The organism is Planomicrobium soli (assembly GCF_003014655.1).
GTDB lineage: Bacteria > Bacillota > Bacilli > Bacillales_A > Planococcaceae > Planococcus > Planococcus soli_B.
In genome coordinates this window covers 397,746-416,384 of sequence record NZ_PYAT01000001.1, presented here as the reverse complement: position 1 = coordinate 416,384, position 18,639 = coordinate 397,746, and the positions used below count along the sequence as shown (strand labels likewise).

At 43.4% G+C, this 18,639-nt stretch carries 27 protein-coding genes; 22 read left to right on the top strand and 5 right to left on the bottom strand.

Annotated elements, in window-relative coordinates; genetic code table 11:
- The first annotated feature begins 9 nt into the window (after positions 1–9).
- The 13 genes from ftsY to sucD all read left to right on the top strand — a co-directional run bounded on the left by ftsY (position 10) and on the right by sucD (position 10,058).
- A complete protein-coding gene (gene ftsY, locus B0H99_RS17725; RefSeq protein WP_181313544.1) occupies positions 10–1,026 on the top strand; it encodes a signal recognition particle-docking protein FtsY in 1,017 nt (338 codons plus the stop codon).
- Between the two features lie 67 nt (positions 1,027–1,093).
- Entirely contained in the window at positions 1,094–1,417 is a 324-nt protein-coding gene (locus tag B0H99_RS02105) for a putative DNA-binding protein (protein WP_106531962.1), read from the top strand.
- Between the two features lie 12 nt (positions 1,418–1,429).
- Complete coding sequence (gene ffh / locus B0H99_RS02100; RefSeq protein WP_106531961.1) at positions 1,430–2,791, top strand: signal recognition particle protein; 1,362 nt, start codon at positions 1,430–1,432, stop codon at positions 2,789–2,791.
- A 329-nt stretch (positions 2,792–3,120) separates the two neighbouring features.
- Positions 3,121–3,393 (top strand): 30S ribosomal protein S16, encoded by a 273-nt coding sequence (gene rpsP, locus B0H99_RS02095; protein WP_106531960.1) that lies wholly within the window; start codon positions 3,121–3,123, stop codon positions 3,391–3,393.
- Positions 3,394–3,406: 13 nt separating this feature from the next.
- Positions 3,407–3,640, top strand: a complete 234-nt coding sequence (locus B0H99_RS02090; protein ID WP_106531959.1) for a KH domain-containing protein — start codon at positions 3,407–3,409, stop codon at positions 3,638–3,640.
- A gap of 71 nt (positions 3,641–3,711) precedes the next feature.
- A complete protein-coding gene (gene rimM, locus B0H99_RS02085; protein ID WP_106531958.1) occupies positions 3,712–4,230 on the top strand; it encodes a ribosome maturation factor RimM in 519 nt (172 codons plus the stop codon).
- The gene (trmD, locus tag B0H99_RS02080) at positions 4,227–4,949 is read left to right on the top strand and encodes a tRNA (guanosine(37)-N1)-methyltransferase TrmD (protein ID WP_106531957.1); all 723 of its coding nucleotides are present in this window, start codon (positions 4,227–4,229) and stop codon (positions 4,947–4,949) included. Before rimM ends, trmD begins: the two co-directional genes overlap by 4 nt.
- A 138-nt stretch (positions 4,950–5,087) precedes the next feature.
- Positions 5,088–5,432, top strand: coding sequence for a 50S ribosomal protein L19 (rplS, locus tag B0H99_RS02075; protein WP_106531956.1), 345 nt, complete (start codon positions 5,088–5,090; stop codon positions 5,430–5,432).
- A gap of 133 nt (positions 5,433–5,565) precedes the next feature.
- The gene (gene lepB / locus B0H99_RS02070; protein ID WP_106531955.1) at positions 5,566–6,123 is read left to right on the top strand and encodes a signal peptidase I; all 558 of its coding nucleotides are present in this window, start codon (positions 5,566–5,568) and stop codon (positions 6,121–6,123) included.
- A gap of 11 nt (positions 6,124–6,134) precedes the next feature.
- The gene (ylqF, locus tag B0H99_RS02065) at positions 6,135–7,007 is read left to right on the top strand and encodes a ribosome biogenesis GTPase YlqF (protein WP_106531954.1); all 873 of its coding nucleotides are present in this window, start codon (positions 6,135–6,137) and stop codon (positions 7,005–7,007) included.
- A gap of 75 nt (positions 7,008–7,082) precedes the next feature.
- The gene (locus B0H99_RS02060; RefSeq protein ID WP_106531953.1) at positions 7,083–7,865 is read left to right on the top strand and encodes a ribonuclease HII; all 783 of its coding nucleotides are present in this window, start codon (positions 7,083–7,085) and stop codon (positions 7,863–7,865) included.
- Between the two features lie 112 nt (positions 7,866–7,977).
- Entirely contained in the window at positions 7,978–9,138 is a 1,161-nt protein-coding gene (gene sucC / locus B0H99_RS02055; RefSeq protein WP_106531952.1) for an ADP-forming succinate--CoA ligase subunit beta, read from the top strand.
- A 17-nt stretch (positions 9,139–9,155) separates the two neighbouring features.
- Positions 9,156–10,058 (top strand): succinate--CoA ligase subunit alpha, encoded by a 903-nt coding sequence (gene sucD / locus B0H99_RS02050; RefSeq protein ID WP_106531951.1) that lies wholly within the window; start codon positions 9,156–9,158, stop codon positions 10,056–10,058.
- Positions 10,059–10,147: 89 nt separating this feature from the next.
- Here sucD and B0H99_RS02045 read toward each other — a convergent pair whose 3' ends face one another.
- The 5 genes from B0H99_RS02045 to B0H99_RS02030 all read right to left on the bottom strand — a co-directional run bounded on the left by B0H99_RS02045 (position 10,148) and on the right by B0H99_RS02030 (position 13,337).
- Positions 10,148–11,341 (bottom strand): tyrosine-type recombinase/integrase, encoded by a 1,194-nt coding sequence (locus B0H99_RS02045; RefSeq protein WP_106531950.1) that lies wholly within the window; start codon positions 11,339–11,341, stop codon positions 10,148–10,150.
- Between the two features lie 104 nt (positions 11,342–11,445).
- A complete protein-coding gene (locus B0H99_RS17720) occupies positions 11,446–11,622 on the bottom strand; it encodes a hypothetical protein (protein ID WP_181313543.1) in 177 nt (58 codons plus the stop codon).
- Between the two features lie 17 nt (positions 11,623–11,639).
- A complete protein-coding gene (locus B0H99_RS02040) occupies positions 11,640–12,101 on the bottom strand; it encodes an ImmA/IrrE family metallo-endopeptidase (RefSeq protein WP_106531949.1) in 462 nt (153 codons plus the stop codon).
- A 78-nt stretch (positions 12,102–12,179) separates the two neighbouring features.
- Entirely contained in the window at positions 12,180–12,839 is a 660-nt protein-coding gene (locus B0H99_RS02035) for a hypothetical protein (RefSeq protein ID WP_106531948.1), read from the bottom strand.
- 90 nt (positions 12,840–12,929) lie between these two features.
- Positions 12,930–13,337 (bottom strand): helix-turn-helix domain-containing protein, encoded by a 408-nt coding sequence (locus tag B0H99_RS02030; protein WP_106531947.1) that lies wholly within the window; start codon positions 13,335–13,337, stop codon positions 12,930–12,932.
- Positions 13,338–13,501: 164 nt separating this feature from the next.
- Between B0H99_RS02030 and B0H99_RS02025 the strand changes: the two genes are divergently transcribed.
- From B0H99_RS02025 to B0H99_RS01990, 9 genes are all read left to right on the top strand, one after another.
- Entirely contained in the window at positions 13,502–13,729 is a 228-nt protein-coding gene (locus B0H99_RS02025; protein ID WP_106531946.1) for a helix-turn-helix transcriptional regulator, read from the top strand.
- A 10-nt stretch (positions 13,730–13,739) separates the two neighbouring features.
- Positions 13,740–14,594, top strand: a complete 855-nt coding sequence (locus B0H99_RS02020; RefSeq protein ID WP_342750482.1) for a phage antirepressor — start codon at positions 13,740–13,742, stop codon at positions 14,592–14,594.
- Between the two features lie 26 nt (positions 14,595–14,620).
- Complete coding sequence (locus tag B0H99_RS02015; RefSeq protein WP_106531945.1) at positions 14,621–15,076, top strand: SAM-dependent methyltransferase; 456 nt, start codon at positions 14,621–14,623, stop codon at positions 15,074–15,076.
- A 64-nt stretch (positions 15,077–15,140) separates the two neighbouring features.
- Positions 15,141–15,452: a DNA-binding protein gene (locus tag B0H99_RS02010; RefSeq protein ID WP_245894337.1), complete on the top strand. Its 312-nt coding sequence runs from the start codon at positions 15,141–15,143 to the stop codon at positions 15,450–15,452.
- 85 nt (positions 15,453–15,537) lie between these two features.
- On the top strand, positions 15,538–16,050 hold the full coding sequence (locus B0H99_RS02005) for a helix-turn-helix transcriptional regulator (RefSeq protein ID WP_106531944.1): 513 nt from the start codon (positions 15,538–15,540) through the stop codon (positions 16,048–16,050).
- Positions 16,047–16,169: a hypothetical protein gene (locus B0H99_RS18115; protein ID WP_281258855.1), complete on the top strand. Its 123-nt coding sequence runs from the start codon at positions 16,047–16,049 to the stop codon at positions 16,167–16,169. Before B0H99_RS02005 ends, B0H99_RS18115 begins: the two co-directional genes overlap by 4 nt.
- A gap of 273 nt (positions 16,170–16,442) precedes the next feature.
- Positions 16,443–16,691 carry a YqaI family protein gene (locus tag B0H99_RS02000; protein ID WP_245894335.1) on the top strand — a complete coding sequence of 83 codons (249 nt, stop codon included), beginning with the start codon at positions 16,443–16,445 and terminating at the stop codon, positions 16,689–16,691.
- A gap of 93 nt (positions 16,692–16,784) precedes the next feature.
- Positions 16,785–17,720 carry a YqaJ viral recombinase family nuclease gene (locus B0H99_RS01995; RefSeq protein WP_106531943.1) on the top strand — a complete coding sequence of 312 codons (936 nt, stop codon included), beginning with the start codon at positions 16,785–16,787 and terminating at the stop codon, positions 17,718–17,720.
- Positions 17,721–17,733: 13 nt separating this feature from the next.
- Positions 17,734–18,597, top strand: coding sequence for a recombinase RecT (locus B0H99_RS01990; protein WP_106531942.1), 864 nt, complete (start codon positions 17,734–17,736; stop codon positions 18,595–18,597).
- Positions 18,598–18,639 lie beyond the last annotated feature (42 nt).

Genomic DNA, 18,639 nt, shown 5'->3' with positions numbered 1-18,639 from the left:
AGTGGGCATATGAGTTTCTTTAAAAAACTAAAAGATAAATTCTCAGGCAATCAAGAAGCGGAACAGTCGACTGAGAAATACAAAGAAGGGTTAACAAAAACCCGCACTGGCTTTACATCAAAAATAAACGATTTAGTTGCAAGATACCGCAAAGTGGACGAAGACTTTTTCGAAGAGCTCGAAGAAGTTCTTCTTCAGGCGGATGTCGGCTTTGAAACGGTCATGGAACTGATGGACCAATTGCGTTTTGAAGTGCAGCGCAAAAACGTCAAAGATACATCGAATGTGCAATCTGTCATTTCGGAGAAGTTGGTCGAAATCTACGAAGCAGGCGATGCAGAAATCAATGAGTTGAAGTTTGCCGATGACTTGACGGTCATTTTATTTGTCGGCGTTAATGGAGTCGGCAAAACAACATCTATTGCCAAGCTGGCGCACCGTTTGAAAAACGAGGGGAAAACGGTATTGCTGGCAGCTGGAGATACGTTCCGTGCCGGAGCGATTGAGCAACTCGATATCTGGGGTAAGCGAGTCGGGGTCGATGTTATTAAACAAAGCGAAGGATCTGATCCTGCTGCTGTCATGTACGATGCGGTGCGTGCTGCTAAATCGCGCGGTGTTGATGTCTTGATCTGTGATACTGCAGGACGCCTGCAAAACAAGGTTAACTTGATGAACGAGCTTGAAAAAGTCCATCGCGTAATTTCGCGTGAAATTCCTGGAGCGCCGCACGAAGTGCTGTTGGCGCTTGATGCAACAACCGGCCAAAATGCGCTTATCCAAGCCCAGACGTTCAAAGAAGTGACTAATGTCACAGGCATCGTCTTGACGAAATTGGACGGCACGGCAAAAGGCGGAATAGTACTCGCTATCCGCAACAAATTAAAAATTCCGGTGAAATTTGTCGGTCTCGGCGAACAGATGGACGACCTTCAACCGTTCGACGCGCAAAAGTATGTATACGGATTGTTTGCTGAGGGACTTGATAAAGAAGAAGAATTGGAGAATGCAGAAGCAGACAAGTAAAATTACTTGACGCTTTTCTCTATTTTTTGTATGGTTGTCAATAGATTGAGCGAGGTGAGCAGCTTTGATGGGATTGGAAAAAACAACACGGATGAACTATTTATTCGACTTCTATCAGGAATTGCTGACGCCTAAACAGCGCAGTTATATGATGCTTTATTATTTGGACGACCATTCGCTGGGCGAAATTGCAGATGAATACAATATTACGCGCCAAGCGGTATATGACAACATCCGCCGGACAGAAGCGATGCTTGAGGAGTATGAAGAAAAACTTCAGTTGTTCGAGAAGTTTCAAAAACGGCAGCAACTGGTTTCCTCGTTTGAAAGTCAACCATTTACTGAAGAACGGGTCATGAAGTTTCTAGACCAATTAAAAGAATGGGATTAGGAGGCGGAAAGTGTGGCATTTGAAGGATTAGCCGAACGCCTGCAAGGCACCATCCAACGGATCAAAGGAAAAGGGAAAGTGTCCGAAGCAGACGTCAAAGAAATGATGCGCGAAGTCCGTTTTGCGTTGATTGAAGCGGACGTCAACTTAAAAGTAGTAAAAGAATTTGTGAAAAAAGTAAGTGAGCGGGCAGTCGGCCAAGACGTCATGGAAAGTTTGACGCCTGGCCAGCAGGTCGTAAAGATTGTTAAAGATGAACTGACCAACTTAATGGGCGGAGAACAAAGCAAGATTGAGTTCGCCACCAAGCAGCCAACTGTTATCATGATGGTCGGGTTGCAGGGTGCCGGTAAAACGACAACTTCCGGGAAACTGGCCGGCATGCTTCGGAAAAAACACAACCGCAAGCCGCTTCTCGTTGCAGCCGATGTATACCGTCCAGCTGCTGTCCAGCAATTGGAAACCATCGGCAAGCAATTGTCGCTGCCGGTTTTCTCGAAAGGGACGGATCTATCACCTGTTGAAATTTCCCGCCAGGCGATTGAGTATGCAAAAGCGGAGCATTTGGACACGGTGATCATCGATACAGCGGGACGGCTTCATGTAGATGAAAACTTGATGCAGGAGCTAAAAGACATCCGTGCGTTAAAAGAGCCGGATGAAATTTTCCTTGTTGTCGATGCCATGACCGGGCAGGATGCTGTCAATGTTGCGCAAAACTTCAACGAAGCAATCGGCATTACGGGCGTCGTCTTGACAAAACTTGATGGCGATACACGAGGGGGAGCTGCGCTGTCGATTCGTTCTGTTACTGACAAGCCGATTAAATTTGTCGGAATGGGCGAAAAAATGGATGCACTCGAAGCGTTCTATCCGGAACGTATGGCTTCCCGTATCCTGGGAATGGGCGATATGCTGTCGCTGATCGAAAAAGCGCAGACGAATGTCGACGAAGCGAAAGCGAAAGAACTGGAAGAAAAATTCCGGACTTCTTCGTTTACATTTGATGACTTTTTGGAACAGATGAACCAAGTAAAACAAATGGGGCCGCTTGATGAGATTTTGAAGATGCTTCCGGGCGCCAACAAAATTAAAGGCATCGAAAACGCCAAAGTAGACGAAAGCCAAATGGGCCGTGTCGAAGCGATTATCCAGTCGATGACAACGCAGGAAAAAACAACGCCTGAAATCATCAACTCCAATCGCCGGAAACGTATTGCCAAAGGCTCTGGAACTACGATCCAGGACGTCAACCGCTTGCTCAAGCAATTTGAAGACATGAAGAAAATGATGAAACAAATGTCAGGTATGGCAAATAGCAAAAAAGGCAAGAAGAAAATGTCGATGCCGGGATTGGATTCGCTATTTAAATAATATGTATTAAGATGCTATTTTAAATTTCAATTTGAAATATGGAGTAAAACAGCGGAGACTCCTGCGGAAAAACGAAGTGCCTAAATCCACTCGGGCGTTTAGCTCGAGTTAGTTCGGCGCGAGTCCGCGGCATTTAAAACATGTGCTCCTGCGCAAGCTCGTCGCAAAGCAACCGGCCGAAGTAATTCGACCTGTTGCTTCGCAGCTGTTTTACGAAGTATTACTGTCTCGAAAAAAATTTTAAGGTGTTAAGAAAAAATACTTTACAAACTATTTAAAGCTTGCTAATATAATATCTTGTGTGAAACTATTCGGAGGTGCTTTAAGAAATGGCAGTAAAAATTCGTTTAAAACGTATGGGAGCTAAAAAATCTCCTTTTTATCGTATCGTAGTAGCTGATTCACGTGCTCCACGTGACGGCCGTCAGATCCAAACAGTAGGTACTTACAACCCACTAACAGTTCCAGCTGAAGTTAAAATCGACGAAGAATTAGCGTTGAAATGGCTTCATGATGGCGCGAAACCATCTGATACTGTACGTAACTTGTTTTCTCAAAACGGCATTATGGAAAAATTCCATAACGCTAAATTAAGCAAGTAAGGGAGATTATCTTATGAAGCAGCTGATTGAAACCATTGTGAAACCGCTGGTTGATTATCCGGAAGAAGTTCGAGTTGAAACAGACGAAAATGCAAGCCGTATTGTCTACAAGCTTTCCGTGCATTCAGAAGATACAGGGAAAGTCATCGGTAAACAGGGGCGTGTGGCGAAGGCCATCCGTTCGATTGTGTATTCAGCAGCCGGCAATTATCATAAGAAAAAAACGTTTCTCGATATTGTAGATTGAAAAAGGAAGGAGCCTCGGTTCCTTCCTTTTTTGTCAGTCAAAATAGATCAGATTTGAAAGGATGTTTGCAAGTGGAATGGTTTAATGTAGGGAAAATCGTCAATACACACGGGATCCGCGGGGAAGTTCGTGTGATGTCGCGCACTGACTTTCCGGAAGAACGTTTTGCTGTTGGCAAAAAACTGGGCTTGTTTAAACCAGATGCAAAAAAACCGATCATGGTGAAAATTGCAAGCCATCGCAAGCACAAAAACTTTGAACTGGTAACATTTGAAGGATATCCAAATATCAACGATGTGGTCGAGTTTAAAGAGGCTTATTTAAGAATCGCAGAACACGATTTAACTGAACTTGAAGAAGGGGCTTTTTACCATCATGAAATTTTAGGATGTACAGTCTTTTCAACTGAAGGACAGGAAATCGGTGTTGTCAGCGAAATTCTTGAAACTGGCGCAAATGACGTCTGGGAAATCAAACCGAAACAAGGAAAGCTGCATTACATTCCTTATATTGAAGATGTCGTGAAAGAAATTGACATCGATGAGAGAAAAATCGTCATAGAAGTAATGGAAGGTTTGTTGTCGGAATGAACATAAACGTACTTTCTTTGTTTCCGGCTATGTTTGAAGGTGTGTTTCAGCAGTCGATCATGAAAAAAGCACAGGAAAAAAATGCTGTTTCACTCAAAGTCGTGGATTTTCGTGAATTTGCTTCTAACAAGCGGCAAGTAGATGATTATCCGTTCGGCGGAGGAGCCGGGATGGTCTTAAAGCCGGAACCGGTTTTCAACGCCGTTGAATCCTTGACTGCAGACAAGAAGCCGCGGGTCATTTTGATGTGCCCGCAAGGCGAGCGCTTCACACAGAAAAAGGCGGAAGAGCTGGCCGGTGAAGAAGAACTGATCTTTATTTGCGGGCATTATGAGGGCTACGACGAGCGCATTCGCGAGCATTTAGTGACCGATGAAATCTCACTTGGCGATTTTGTCCTGACAGGCGGGGAGCTGGCAGCTATGACCATCATTGACAGTATCGTCAGGCTGCTCCCAGGGGTTCTAGGGAACGCTGATTCATCGGTGAGGGATTCGTTCTCGACCGGGTTGTTAGAACACCCTCAGTATACCCGTCCTGCTGATTTCCGCGGCTGGAAAGTGCCGGAAGTCCTGACATCAGGAAATCATGCCAGAGTGGATCAGTGGCGTGAAGAGCAGACGCTCAAACGGACACTGGAACGCCGGCCGGATTTGCTCGAGCAAATCGAACTGACAACCCACCAAAAGAAAATAATCGAAGAGTTAAAAAAACAATAAAGACAAATAGATTTCTCTTGCACTTGCTTTTGTAAAGTGATACTATGAAGGCTGTACTTTTATGTGAAGTACAGGATCACGGTGTTCCGCTGCAACAGCTAATGAGGTGCAAGAGCATCTGTAGAAGGAGAGAAAATGATGCAAAACATTATTTCAGAAATCACTAAAGAACAAATTCGTACAGATCTTCCGGACTTCCGTCCTGGTGATACTGTCCGCGTCCACGTGAAAGTTGTCGAGGGTACACGCGAACGTATTCAGATGTACGAAGGAGTCGTAATCGGTCGCCGTGGAGGCGGAGTCAGCGAAACTTTCACTGTCCGCAAAATTTCTTACGGTGTTGGTGTTGAGCGTACATTCCCTGTACACACACCAAAAATCGCACAGCTTGACGTTGTCCGTCGTGGTAAAGTACGTCGTGCGAAACTGTACTACTTGCGTGATCTTCGCGGTAAAGCAGCTCGCATTAAAGAAATTCGATAAGAATGCACTGAAGAAAGAGGGCGCCTGCGCCCTCTTTCTTTTTTTTTTGCAGCCCTTTTGCAGCTTCGCTATTCTTTGCTAAAAAGGTGGAATCCTTGTACAATTAAACGAGAATGTTCAAGGAGGAACGTGCATGGAAACAGAACCAAAGAAAAAAAACGAAGTATGGGAATGGTCCAAAGCTTTGTTAATTGCCTTCGGGCTTGCGGCAATTATCCGCTTTTTCTTTTTCACGCCAATTGTGGTGGACGGAGAATCGATGATGCCTACGCTAGAGCACGGCGACCGGATGATTGTCAATAAGATCGGCTATAACGTAGGTGTGCCGGATCGATTCGATATTGTCGTTTTTCATGCACCGGAAGAAAAAGACTATATTAAACGGATCATCGGCTTGCCGGGGGACCATTTGGCATACGAAGATGACCAGCTGTATATAAATGGAGAAGTGGTTGAAGAGCCTTATTTGGATGCTTATAAAGAGGGCATCACTGGAACATTGACAGAAGATTTTACTTTAGAAGACATTATTGGTGAAGAAGTGGTTCCGGAAGGGCATGTGTTTGTGATGGGCGATAATCGCCGGGCAAGCAAAGACAGCCGGATGATTGGTCCCGTACCGATGGAAGAAGTGATAGGCAGTACGAATTTTGTGTTTTGGCCGATGGCTGAAGCAGGGGTCGTGAACTAAGGAGTGTTTATATGACGATACAGTGGTTTCCAGGACATATGGCGAAAGCGCGAAGAGAAGTTACAGAAAAGCTAAAGCTGGTCGATATCATTTTCGAACTGGTTGATGCGAGACTGCCTTTATCTTCGCGAAACCCAATGATTGATCAAGTGATTCAGCAAAAGCCGCGCTTGATTATCTTAAACAAAATGGATATGGCGGACGAAGCTGAAACAAAGAAATGGATCCGCTATTTCGAAAGTGAAGGAACCCGTGCAGTTGCTATCAACTCTTTGGAAGGCAAGGGGCTTCAGCTCGTAACCAATGCCTCAAAAGAAATATTAGCGGATAAATGGGACCGGATGGTTGCTAAAGGCATCAAGCCGCGTGCTATCCGTGCTATGATTGTCGGCATTCCGAACGTTGGAAAATCGACGCTGATCAATCGTTTGTCGAAGAAAAGCTTGGCTAAAACCGGAAATATGCCGGGCGTAACGAAGGCGCAGCAGTGGATCAAGGTCGGAAAAGAAATCGAGCTTTTGGATACGCCAGGAATTCTTTGGCCGAAGTTCGAAGATCCGGAAACCGGCTTTAAACTAGCGGTTACTGGCGCTATCAAAGATTCGGTCATTCAGATGCAGGAGCTTGCAGTTTATGCGTTGAAATTCTTGGAAGAAAGATACCCGGAACGCTTGAAAGACCGGTACGGTTTAGAAAGCATTGATGAGGATATTGTCCATGCATTCGACCATATATCCAAAAAGCGCCATATTGCCAATGTGAATGGAGAAGTTGATTACGAAATGGTGGCAGAGATCATAGTGCGCGATATTCGCAACCAACATCTTGGCCGTGTAACATTTGATTACAAAGATGAAATGATTTTGGAAGAAGAAGCAAATTGATCCGGAAAAAAGAGGTTGATCCTGTGAACGGGGTCAACTTCTTTTTTTATTTAGCAGCAGAAGCGAGGGGAAAGCATGAAGACCATAACAGAAATAAGAAAAAAGTTGAAAGAAACAGCCGTATGGGAGCCGTGGATGGAAAGTCTGCAGCAGGATCAAAGAAAAAGTGTACAGACGCTATTAAAACAGTGGAACAAGAAAAAGCGGTTAGCGGAAGATCTAATGCATAATCACCAATCCAAAATACAGTTTGATCAATCCTTCAAGCAACATCCTGAGAACCTGGCAGCTGGGATTGACGAAGCGGGGAGAGGACCGTTAGCCGGTCCTGTCGTTACAGCGGCTGTCATTTTGCCCAAAGATTGTTCAGTGCTTTTAGGGCTCGACGATTCAAAGAAAATGTCCAAAGAAAAGCGGGAAACGTTCGCTAAACTGATAAGGGAGGTCGCGGTAAGCTATTCGGTTCATGTTCAATCGCCGGAAGAAATCGACCGCCAAAATATTTATCAGGCGACAAAAGAGTCGATGACCAAAGCTGCGCTGGCATTGGACCCAGAGCCGTCAATCATATTGGCTGATGCAATGAAGCTGGAAGTGCCCATGCCTTGTGAATCGATTATAAAAGGTGATGCCAAAAGCCTGGCTATTGCTGCGGCTTCGGTTTTAGCGAAAACTGAAAGAGATGGCATCATGGAAAGTTATGCTGAAACGTATCCTGTTTACGGTTTTGCCAAGCATGCAGGTTACGGCACACCTGAACATCTTGACGCGCTGCAAAAGTATGGGCCGTGTCCGATCCACAGAAAAACATTCGAACCGGTCAAGTCGCTTTTGCAAGAACAGCGCCAACCAATCTGAAAATTGTAAGTTTTTGCAGTATAATCGACAACTGTGGACTTTTCAAGGCAACTTTAATACAATGATAGAGGCAATAAAATTAAGATACAGATGTTTGATTGGAGGATGACAGATGAATATCCATGAATATCAGGGGAAACAGATCCTAAAACAATATGGAGTAGCGGTTCCTGAAGGCCATGTTGCTTTTTCTCCGGAAGAAGCGGTTAAAGCGGCTAAAGAACTTGGTACTGATGTTGTTGTGGTGAAAGCCCAAATCCACGCAGGTGGCCGAGGAAAAGCGGGTGGAGTCAAGCTTGCTAAAAATTTGGACGAAGTGCGTACATATTCAAAAGAGCTTTTAGGGAAAGTGCTCGTTACGCACCAAACTGGTCCTGAAGGCAAAGAAGTTAAACGTTTGTACATCGAAGCAGGAAGCGACATCCAAAAAGAATACTACTTAGGATTGGTTCTAGACCGTGAAACTTCTCGCGTAACTCTTATGGGTTCTGAAGAAGGCGGAATGGACATCGAGGAAGTAGCAGCTAACAATCCGGAACGTCTTTTCTATGAAGAAATCGATCCGATTATCGGCTTGACTGGTTTCCAGGCGCGCCGTATGGCATTCAACATCAACATCCCAGCTAAACTGGTCAACAAAGCAGCAAAATTAATGCTTGGCTTATATCAAGCATATGTTGATACAGATGCAGCAATCGTTGAGATCAACCCTCTAGTTGTAACTGGAGACGGACAAGTTGTGGCATTGGATGCGAAATTCAACTTTGATGCAAACTCGCTATACCGTCATCCGCACGTCATGGAAATGCGTGACTACGACGAAGAAGATGCGAAAGAAATCGAAGCTTCCAAGTATGACTTGAGCTACATTTCTTTGGATGGGAACATCGGCTGTATGGTTAACGGCGCCGGACTTGCTATGGCAACAATGGATACGATCAATTACTACGGCGGATCCCCCGCTAACTTCCTTGACGTTGGGGGCGGTGCCACTGCTGAGAAAGTAACGGAAGCTTTCAAAATCATTCTTTCTGACCAGAATGTAAAAGGAATCTTCGTTAACATTTTCGGCGGTATCATGAAGTGCGATATCATTGCAGAAGGCGTTATCCAAGCAGCTAAAGAAGTTAGCTTGAGCGTGCCTCTAGTGGTGCGTCTTGAAGGAACAAACGTAGAACTAGGCAAAAAACTGCTGAACGAATCAGGTCTTGATATTGTCGCAGCCGGAACTATGGCAGAAGGCGCTAAAAAGATTGTAGAACTTGTAGGCTAAGAAGGGCAGGGACAAAAATGAGTGTATATATTAACAAAGACACGAAAGTACTTGTACAAGGAATTACAGGGTCAACTGCCCTTTTCCACACAAAACAAATGCTTGAATACGGAACGAAAATCGTTGCCGGCGTAACACCTGGCAAAGGCGGAACTGAAGTTGAAGGCGTACCTGTCTTCAACACTGTTGAAGATGCTGTTAAAGCTACAGGTGCTAACGTATCTGTAATTTATGTACCGGCACCTTTCGCTGCTGATGCGATTCTTGAAGCTGTTGAAGCGGATCTTGACATGGCTATCTGTATCACTGAGCACATTCCGGTTTTGGATATGGTCAAAGTGAAACGTTACATGGAAGGCAAGAAAACTCGCCTAGTGGGACCAAACTGCCCAGGCGTTATCACTCCTGACGAATGTAAAATCGGCATCATGCCTGGATACATTCACAAAAAAGGACACGTTGGCGTTGTTTCACGTTCTGGTACATTGACGTATGAAGCGACCCACCAATTGTCTGAAGAAGGAATCGGCCAATCTACAGCAGTAGGTATCGGCGGAGACCCGGTCAACGGCACAAACTTCATCGACGTATTGAAAGAATTCAATGAAGACGAAGATACGTATGCTGTTGTTATGATCGGTGAAATTGGCGGGACAGCTGAAGAAGAAGCTGCTGCATGGGTTAAAGCCAACATGACGAAGCCTGTAGTAGGCTTTATCGGCGGCCAAACAGCTCCAGAAGGAAAACGTATGGGCCATGCCGGTGCGATCATTTCTGGCGGTAAAGGAACAGCTGCAGACAAGATCAAAGCAATGAACGAAGCTGGAATCGAAGTTGCAGACACTCCATCCGTAATCGGCGAAACGTTGATCAAAGTGATCAAAGAAAAAGGCCTTTACGACGCTTGTAAAACACATTAATATTAAAAACGAGCTTGAAACGTTGATATAACAGCGTTTCAGGCTTTTTCTTTTTGCGTTTTTTTCGCTACTCGCACAAAACTTGCACATCAGCCTCCGATTTTATAATCAAGAAGCTTTCCGAAATGAAAACTGATGCGTTCGGCTGCATCTTTTTTCTTGTTCTTCGTGATGTGGGTATAGATGTTTTTCGTGGTCTTGGAATCTTCATGGCCGACCCGTGCCATGATGGCATCCAATTCAACGCCAGCTTCGGTCAGCATGGTAATATGCGTATGGCGTAAGATGTGGGTGCCTTCCACTTTATCCAAATCAGCCATTTTGCAAAGACGCACGGTTCGACGATACAGGTATTTGGTTGAATAAGGGTATCCGTTTTTAGGACGGGAGAAAACAAAATTCTCTTCATGATATTTAGAGGTGGTCGAACGGTATTTCAACAGCGCTTCTTTTTGTCGGACCTTCAACCGTTTCAGCAAATCCATTATTTGCGGATCTACATCTACAACTCGCACGGCCTTTAGGGACTTTGGCGGCGTCAGCTCATAAGATTTCATGTCTGCAATGTTATCCATCGTTTTCGTGATCCGAATCTGATTGGTGTCGAAGAAGACATCTGTCCATTTAAGAGCGCATAGTTCGCCGGCGCGCATCCCAGTAAAAGCGAGAACAGGGAACCACTCTTTATCATGCAGCAACCCTTTAGTTTCAGCTGTTTGCAGAAATGTCTCCAATTCATTCACTTCAAAGTATTTTTCATGGATTTCTTCATTCTCAATTTCTTCGACTGATTTGCGATTTCTTGGAATCACGGTTTCGGTTACCGGATTATCTAGCCGTAACTTCTGCTTTTTGGCATACTGGAAGACAAACCGGGCGGTTACCTTGGCATGATCTAGGAGCGATTTGGAATACTGCTTTTTATACATATCCAATAGCATGTCTTGAATCAACTGGTGGCTAATGCGGCCGATGGCGATATCTCCAAAATACGTGTTGATTTTCTTCAAAGAAGATTCTCGGCTTCGGACCGTAGATCTTTTTACGCCACTTTGTTCATAGACACGCATCCAATCCGCGGCTACTTCCTGAAACGTCACGTTGTTCGCTTTCTTTCCATCAATTCCACTGGTTAGCGCTTCTAATGCCTCTTTTACTTTCTGTTGGGCCACATTCTTCTTCTGGGATTGCTTTCGGATCGGATTCCGTTTATTTGTAATCGAATCACGTGGCCCTTCTGCGTAACACTCCCATTTCCCGTTTTCTAACTTCCTGCATTTCATGGCAGTCACTCCTCCGGTTCACCATACCATCAAATGTGTCGGTCTGATGGTACTGATATGATAAAAACATAGGGTCTTGGTACGATTTTAACCTTACTAAACCATTAATGGTACAAATTTTCCCCTTGAACCGGTTTTCCATATTCATCGCAATAAGCTTGTACTTCGCCAACCAGCTGCCCATTAATTTTGATAATTCGACTGAAGACAGGGAAGAGCTCGGGTTGCTTGTCTTGTAGATCGGCCAGTTTGTTAAGTTCTATGTATTTTTTCTCCGTCATATGAACACCTCGTTTTCTTATCGACTGTACATATTTCGTATGTATTGTTCCAATCGTTTTTGCGCAAAATCTCGTTCGACGCCAAATTTCTCCATAATCATCCAAACAGCGTCCCGTTCATAAGCTGGTAAGTTCAAATTTTGCAGCATAAATGTGGGGATGCAGGCATATTGGGCAAAGTTATTGGATTTATTTTCTTGGTAAACCTGTAAAGGCATGGGCATGGTCAATTGATTCCCATAGTGCCAAATAGCATGGCATAATTCATGCCCAAAATCTTGCCATTGTTTAGCGTTAGAATCCCGACTGTCCAGGACAATAACTTTGTCGAGTCTCATAGCTTCTGTGGGCAGGCAAATGATGGATAACCCGAGGCGAGCCGCAATTGTTTCCATGTCTAATTGGTGAGGATGAAATATTCCGAGAGAGCGGTACATTCCGTTTACGTATTCTTCACTCCAGTTGTATGTATAGCTCATATAACCACTCCTTCTCTAAAATAAAGAACGTATGTTCTTTTTTTAGTTTAAAAGAAAACCCCTCGAAAGGGGGAAGTCTTATTTGTTCACTTCAATTTTCTCTGAAATCTCATCGCCAATTGTATTGAAATCTTTGTCGTATGGTGCTTGAATGCGTAATTCAATTGTTTTTAACTCATCGACTTTAGAATTTTTTAATACGTAGACGTTATGACCTTCATGTCGTACTTGTCCTAAAAACTCACCATCAATATATTCGCTCAAAATCATATCTGGATCAAGTTGTTCTTTTGTATTCGTAACAGCAATAGCTTGGTTTAAAAAGAAGCTTACGTCATCTTCTGTAGTATTTTCCCCTGCCATTTGGATTGTAAACGCATGAATTTCATCGCCAATCTCAACTTCGAACAAGTCAGCTGTAGCTTGGTCTTTAGGCTCGATAATTTTCAACTGGATACCAGAGATTTCATATTTCAATGGTCCAACTTCGCCTGTAATCCCTAAATCTTTATCTGTATAAACATTTGTGGCTTTAACAGTGTCATCTTCTTGTACATCTTCAGATACAACTTCTTCAGCTTCAGTTTCTTCTGCAGCTACTTCTTCAGTTTCTTTAGCTTCAGTTTCTGTTGTGGCTGCTGTATTCTCTGAGTTCTCATTGACTTTGGTAGTGTCCGATCCACATGCTCCCAGCAACAAAGAAGCGCCAACAATAGTAGTAAAGATTACTTTTTTCAAATAAATCTGCCCCCGTATATTAGATTATCTTTCTTCTATATATTAACAATAAAAAATGAAAAAAATAAGGGGTATTTTAAACTCTACTACTTATTTATCTTTATTCTTGTTCTTTTGGGCTTGCTCGAATTCATAAAAAGCCACGAAGCGATCAAGCATTTCTATAATATCCTCTTTCTTATTGCTAAAAGATAAGTTCTCTTTAGTCAGAGCCCATTCCAAAATAGCTTGCTGCTGTTCTGTCAAAGTCGAAGAATCAATCCCCTGGTTAAATATAGTATTACTATCTTCAGATTGTTCTCTTCCTAAGAGGTAATCGGTTGTAACCGAGAAATAATTAGCTATTTTTTGAAGGGTTTCATAATCTGGCTCTCTACGATCTTTTTCATAGTGAGAGAGGGCAGCGCGAGAAATTCCTATTTCATGAGCAAATTCCTCTTGAGTTAGAGAAGGTCTTCGATTCTTCCGTAACTTGGCAATTCTACTTCCAATACTCATCTAATACACCGCCATTCTGTATCATTTTCTTTAATAGTACTATACAAAATGTATCAAAAAAATAAATGATACAAAAAGTCGCTTTTTGTGTTGACTTGCTCCATTATGTATCGTATTATAAAAACAAGAAAGATACATATTGTCGCAAAGGAGGTGTTTAAGCAATGAGAAACATGATGCGAAATCGACGACTAACACTAAATCTATCGCAACAGGAAGTCGCTGAAAGCGCTGGATTATCGAGAGCAAACTACTCTCACATTGAAAGAGGAAGGTCAGAACCAAATCTTGAACAAATGATTTCTATTGCCAAAGTATTAAAAGTAGAACCAAATGCAAAATTTTTTGCTGATGAATGCGACGAAATGGAGCAAAGGCAATTGGTGGTCTAAGGAAAGGGGGATGAACGAAAGGATCGCTCAACTAAGAGCGACCTACACCCTTGCTAGGAAAAATTTTGAAAAGAAAGGGGTCAACAATATGAATGAACTGCAAAATATTTTCAATTATCAAGGAAATGAAGTTCGAACGGTCAGAAGTGGTCAAGATATTTTCTTTGTAGCAAAAGATGTTTGCAACATTTTAGAAATTGGTAACAGTCGTCAAGCATTATCCAGATTAGATGAAGATGAGAAGGATGTCATTTCAACTGACACCATTAAAGGACAACAAAGCATGCAAGCGGTTAACGAATCAGGTCTATATAGTTTAATTCTTGGTAGCCGTAAACCAGAAGCAAAACAATTCAAACGATGGATCACTCATGAGGTACTGCCGGCCATCCGTAAACATGGCACCTACATGACACCCGATACCATTGAAAAGGTTCTGACAGATCCAGACACAATCATTCAAATTGCTACTCAATTAAAAGAAGAGCGACTGAAGCTACAACAAGCAGAATTAACAATTCATCAGCAAAAACCAAAAGTACTCTTTGCTGATGCAGTCGCCACAAGTGAAAGTTCTATCTTAGTAGGTCAGTTGGCAAAGTTGCTGGTGCAGAACGGCATCCATGTTGGGCAGAACCGAATGTTCAAGTGGTTACGAGACAATGGCTACCTCGGAAAGAAGGGCACACATTACAACGAACCAACTCAGTACGCGATGGAGCGTGGATGGTTTGAAGTGAAGGAACGGACTATTAATAATCCGGATGGCACTGTACGCATTACAAGAACGACGAAGGTAACTGGTAAGGGCCAGGTGTACTTCATCAATAAGTTCTTGTCAGATGCAGCGCTTCTAGCACAGTAGAACGAAACGGCAAGGGAGGAAAATTGATGGAACGTGTTTTAGATGCTTGCTGCGGAAGTCGGATGTTTTGGTTTGATAAGCAGCACGAAGATGCAATTTACATGGATAAAAGAGAACTAAGCGATACCTTGTGTGACGGTCGGACTTTAGAGGTTAAGCCTGACATTATTGCAGATTTTCGAAATATGCCTTTCGAGGATGACAGCTTTTACATGGTGGTATTCGATCCGCCGTATTTACTGAAAGCCGGGGATGAATCATGGTTGGCCAAGAAGTACGGCAAGCTAGATCAGGATAACTGGCAGGATGATATTTCAAAAGGGTTCAACGAATGTATGCGAGTTCTCAAAACGAATGGAACGCTAATTTTCAAATGGAATGAAGAACAAATCAAGCTTGGCCAAGTGTTAAAGGCTATTGATGCGAAACCGTTAATTGGAAACAAACGAAGCAAAACACACTGGCTTGTATTCATGAAATAATCAAGTGTTCGACCATAAAGCCAAATAAAAAAGAAAAGGGCGCGAGGGACGCCCAGGAGGAGTGATGAAGATGGAACAAACAATTTTAATAACAATGACCGCTGAGGATTTGCGAAACATCATTAGCGAGGAAGTGGCGAAGGTGGCAGAAAGAATTGAGCCAAGGAGGGATTTGCCTCACTTTCTAACCAGGGAAGAAACGAAGGAATTGCTGAGGATCAGTGAAACCAAGATGTGTGAACTGATGGGCCGAAAAGACTTTCCGGTTTGTCGAGAGTTCGGAGTGAAAATCTATACAGATGAATTATTCAAATGGATTCGTTTCAACGCTAAGTGGTTAGATCAGAATCGCAAATCAATTCGCTCTGTAAGTTAAGTATAAAACAAATACTCAAGATTTTTGGTACACGCAAAGTGAACTTGGAAATGAAATGGTACAACAACTGAAAGGATGAGGAAAAATGGAGAAATCGAGTTTGAAGTCAGCATTAAGAGAAGTAAGGGGGAATCAAACGCAACAGCAAATGGCGCTGGAACTGAACGTTTCTCGTGAGCTTGTTTCGAAAATTGAAAACGGAACACGAACTATACCACCTGATGTTTCACAGAAGTTAATGCAAACCAGTGAAAACGCACGATTCGCTTTTGCACTACGGCATGAATATACGAAAACTGGGCCGGTTTGGTTGGATGGGCCGGACGTTGATCTGCACCATGCCAGCGTAAAAGAGAAGACTATTGAAGAAATGGAAGAAGTCATTGTAGCCTTGCGCAACTTCAACTTTGCTCGGTCACTTAAAAGTATCTCTCATTGGGAGCGCCAAGAAATTGATAGGCTGCTGCAGGAATCAGTAGAAGCCATCACAGCACTGGAGCACCTGGTAGTTGTTCTTTGCGAAAACATGAACATTAGCTACACCGAAACATGGGGCACGCATTACCAATCATTAAGAGCGAAAGGGTGGCTTTCATGATTATCGAAAACGGCGAGTTCTTACATATCTACATACTAATAGTCATGGCACTTGTAATTGGTTTTGGGGTTGGGGTTCAATGGGGCAGTTTAAAAAATGGCAACAAAAAAGCCAACTGATGGGGTCAGCTGGCGATTCGAAAAATAATCTATCTCTATTATAGACGCGAGCTTTGGCTCTCGTCAATAAGTCCGGGAATTCCACTTCCCTCCTGCTTTTTCTCCCGGGCTTATTGATGGGATTCAATCCATCAGAAAGAAGGTGAACCGGTATTGATGAAAAGAAAACTGCAAGCGATCCACAAGCAGGCATGGTTACGTGAAAAAGTTTTGCGTGCACGCTTGGCTGTAGCATCAGGCGTTATCAAATGAAATTAGAAAGGAGGATGCACCATGCAACATCCAGACATTGAACGTGCGATGAGAACAGGTTACCCGTTTCAAGATATCAGCTTTGCCGGCTCAGAACCGGTCGTATTTGAACCAGAAATTGATCACCCGATTGAAGACATGTTCGGAAGTGAAATTCAGTCAGGCGATACCTGGTTCGAAGATAAGCAGGGCCGGATCGTGCTCGAAGAAAACATTGAAGATTATTTGCTTGAAGTGGTCGGTGGGGAGTTTTTCAAGGCAAAAAAATAAAGCCAGCTGTGCAACCAGCTGACCCACCGTTTCCCGTGTAAGGAAAAACTTGAAAATATACGCATATTATAACATGCGGAATGGAGGGAATCAATGCGAGCCGAATCATTAGTCTCGACACAAGAAATGAGCCGTGAAGAGTGGCTTGAACAGCGTAGAAAAGGTCTTGGTGGCAGTGATATATCAGCTATTGCCGGATTAAATAAATGGAAGTCACCAATTGGTGTTTACCTTGAAAAAACTGGACAGTCACCGGAAGAAGACAATGTTGGTGAAGCGGCATACTGGGGCAATGTGATGGAAGATGTGGTGGCGCAGGAATTCAGCCTCCGAACTGGGATGAGAGTCCGAAAAAGAAATGCAATCTTACAGCATCCAGAGCATTCGTTTATGTTAGCAAACGTTGACCGGCTGATAGTTGGTAAGAAAGAAGGGTTGGAATGTAAGACAGCTTCCGAATACTTAAAAGGCGATTGGGAAGATGAAGAAATCCCTGCAGCGTACTTGCTTCAATGCCAGCACTACATGGCCGTCACTGGATATAAGGCTTGGCACATCGCTGTATTAATTGGCGGTAATAAATTCATTCACAAACGGATTGAACGGGATGATGAGCTAATTGAGTACTTGATCGGCATTGAAAAGGACTTCTGGGAAAACCATGTTTTAGCTGAAATGCCGCCGCTGTTCGACGGTACGGATGCTTCCAGTGAATTATTGAAAGCTCTGTATCCTCAAGCTGAACCGACCAGTGAAATTAACTTGCCTGGTGATGTCGAAAAAATGCTTGAAGCGATGGACCAGTTAGCAGAAGACATCAAAAGTTTTGAAAGCCAAAAGAAAGAATATGAAAACCGCATTAAGGCACTTATGGGGGAAAACGAAAAAGGCATCACACCTACTCGCGTTGTGTCTTGGAAAAACTACGAAACCAATCGAATTGACTCCAAGCGCTTGAAGGCTGAACAACCGGATTTATACAAAAAATACACAAACACATCAACCGCACGTCGGTTCACTGTGAAATAGGAGGAACTTAATCATGGCAACAAACGGAGCAGTTAAAAACCAATTGGCACAACGCACCAGCGCGGCGCCGAAAAAAGCCGTTACTCCAGAGCAATCTCTAAATGCTCTATTAAAAAGAATGGGTCCAGAAATTCAGCGGGCTTTACCAAAGCACTTGGACGCTGATCGCATTGCTCGAATCGCGCTTACAGCAGTTCGTACGACTCCGAAGCTACTGGAGTGCGATCAAACTTCCTTCTTAGCGGCCATCATGCAGTCTGCTCAACTAGGTGTAGAACCAAATACAGGGCTTGGACAGGCATATCTGATTCCTTATGGCAAGCAAGTTCAGTTCCAACTAGGGTATAAGGGGCTCATTGATTTAGCGGTCCGTAGTGGGCAATACAAAGCGATTTATGCGCATGAAGTTTACTCGAATGACGAGTTCGAATTCAGTTATGGCCTGACAAAAGATTTAATTCATAAACCGGCGGCTATGCCTGAAGGAGAACCTGTTGGCTACTATGCAGTTTATCACCTTCAAAACGGCGGATATGACTTTGTTTACTGGACGAGAGAGCGTATCGAAAATCATGCACAGAAGTTCTCTCAGGCTGTTCAGAAAGGCTGGACAAGCCCGTGGAAAACAAATTACGACGCGATGGCTAAGAAAACGGTATTAAAAGAAGTTCTGAAATATGCTCCGAAATCTATTGAGCTTCAGAAGACAGTAGAAGCTGATTCAACCATCAAAACGGAATTGAACGAAGATATGAGTAACGTTATCGATGTTACAGATTACACCGTACTAGATGATCAGCTAGAACAAGTAGAAGAACCGGCAGCAGAAACAAAGGATAAAAAACCAAGCATTCACGAACAATCAACATTGATTTAAGAACTGAATGAGGGGATTGAGGGATTCCCTTCTTTTTCTAGC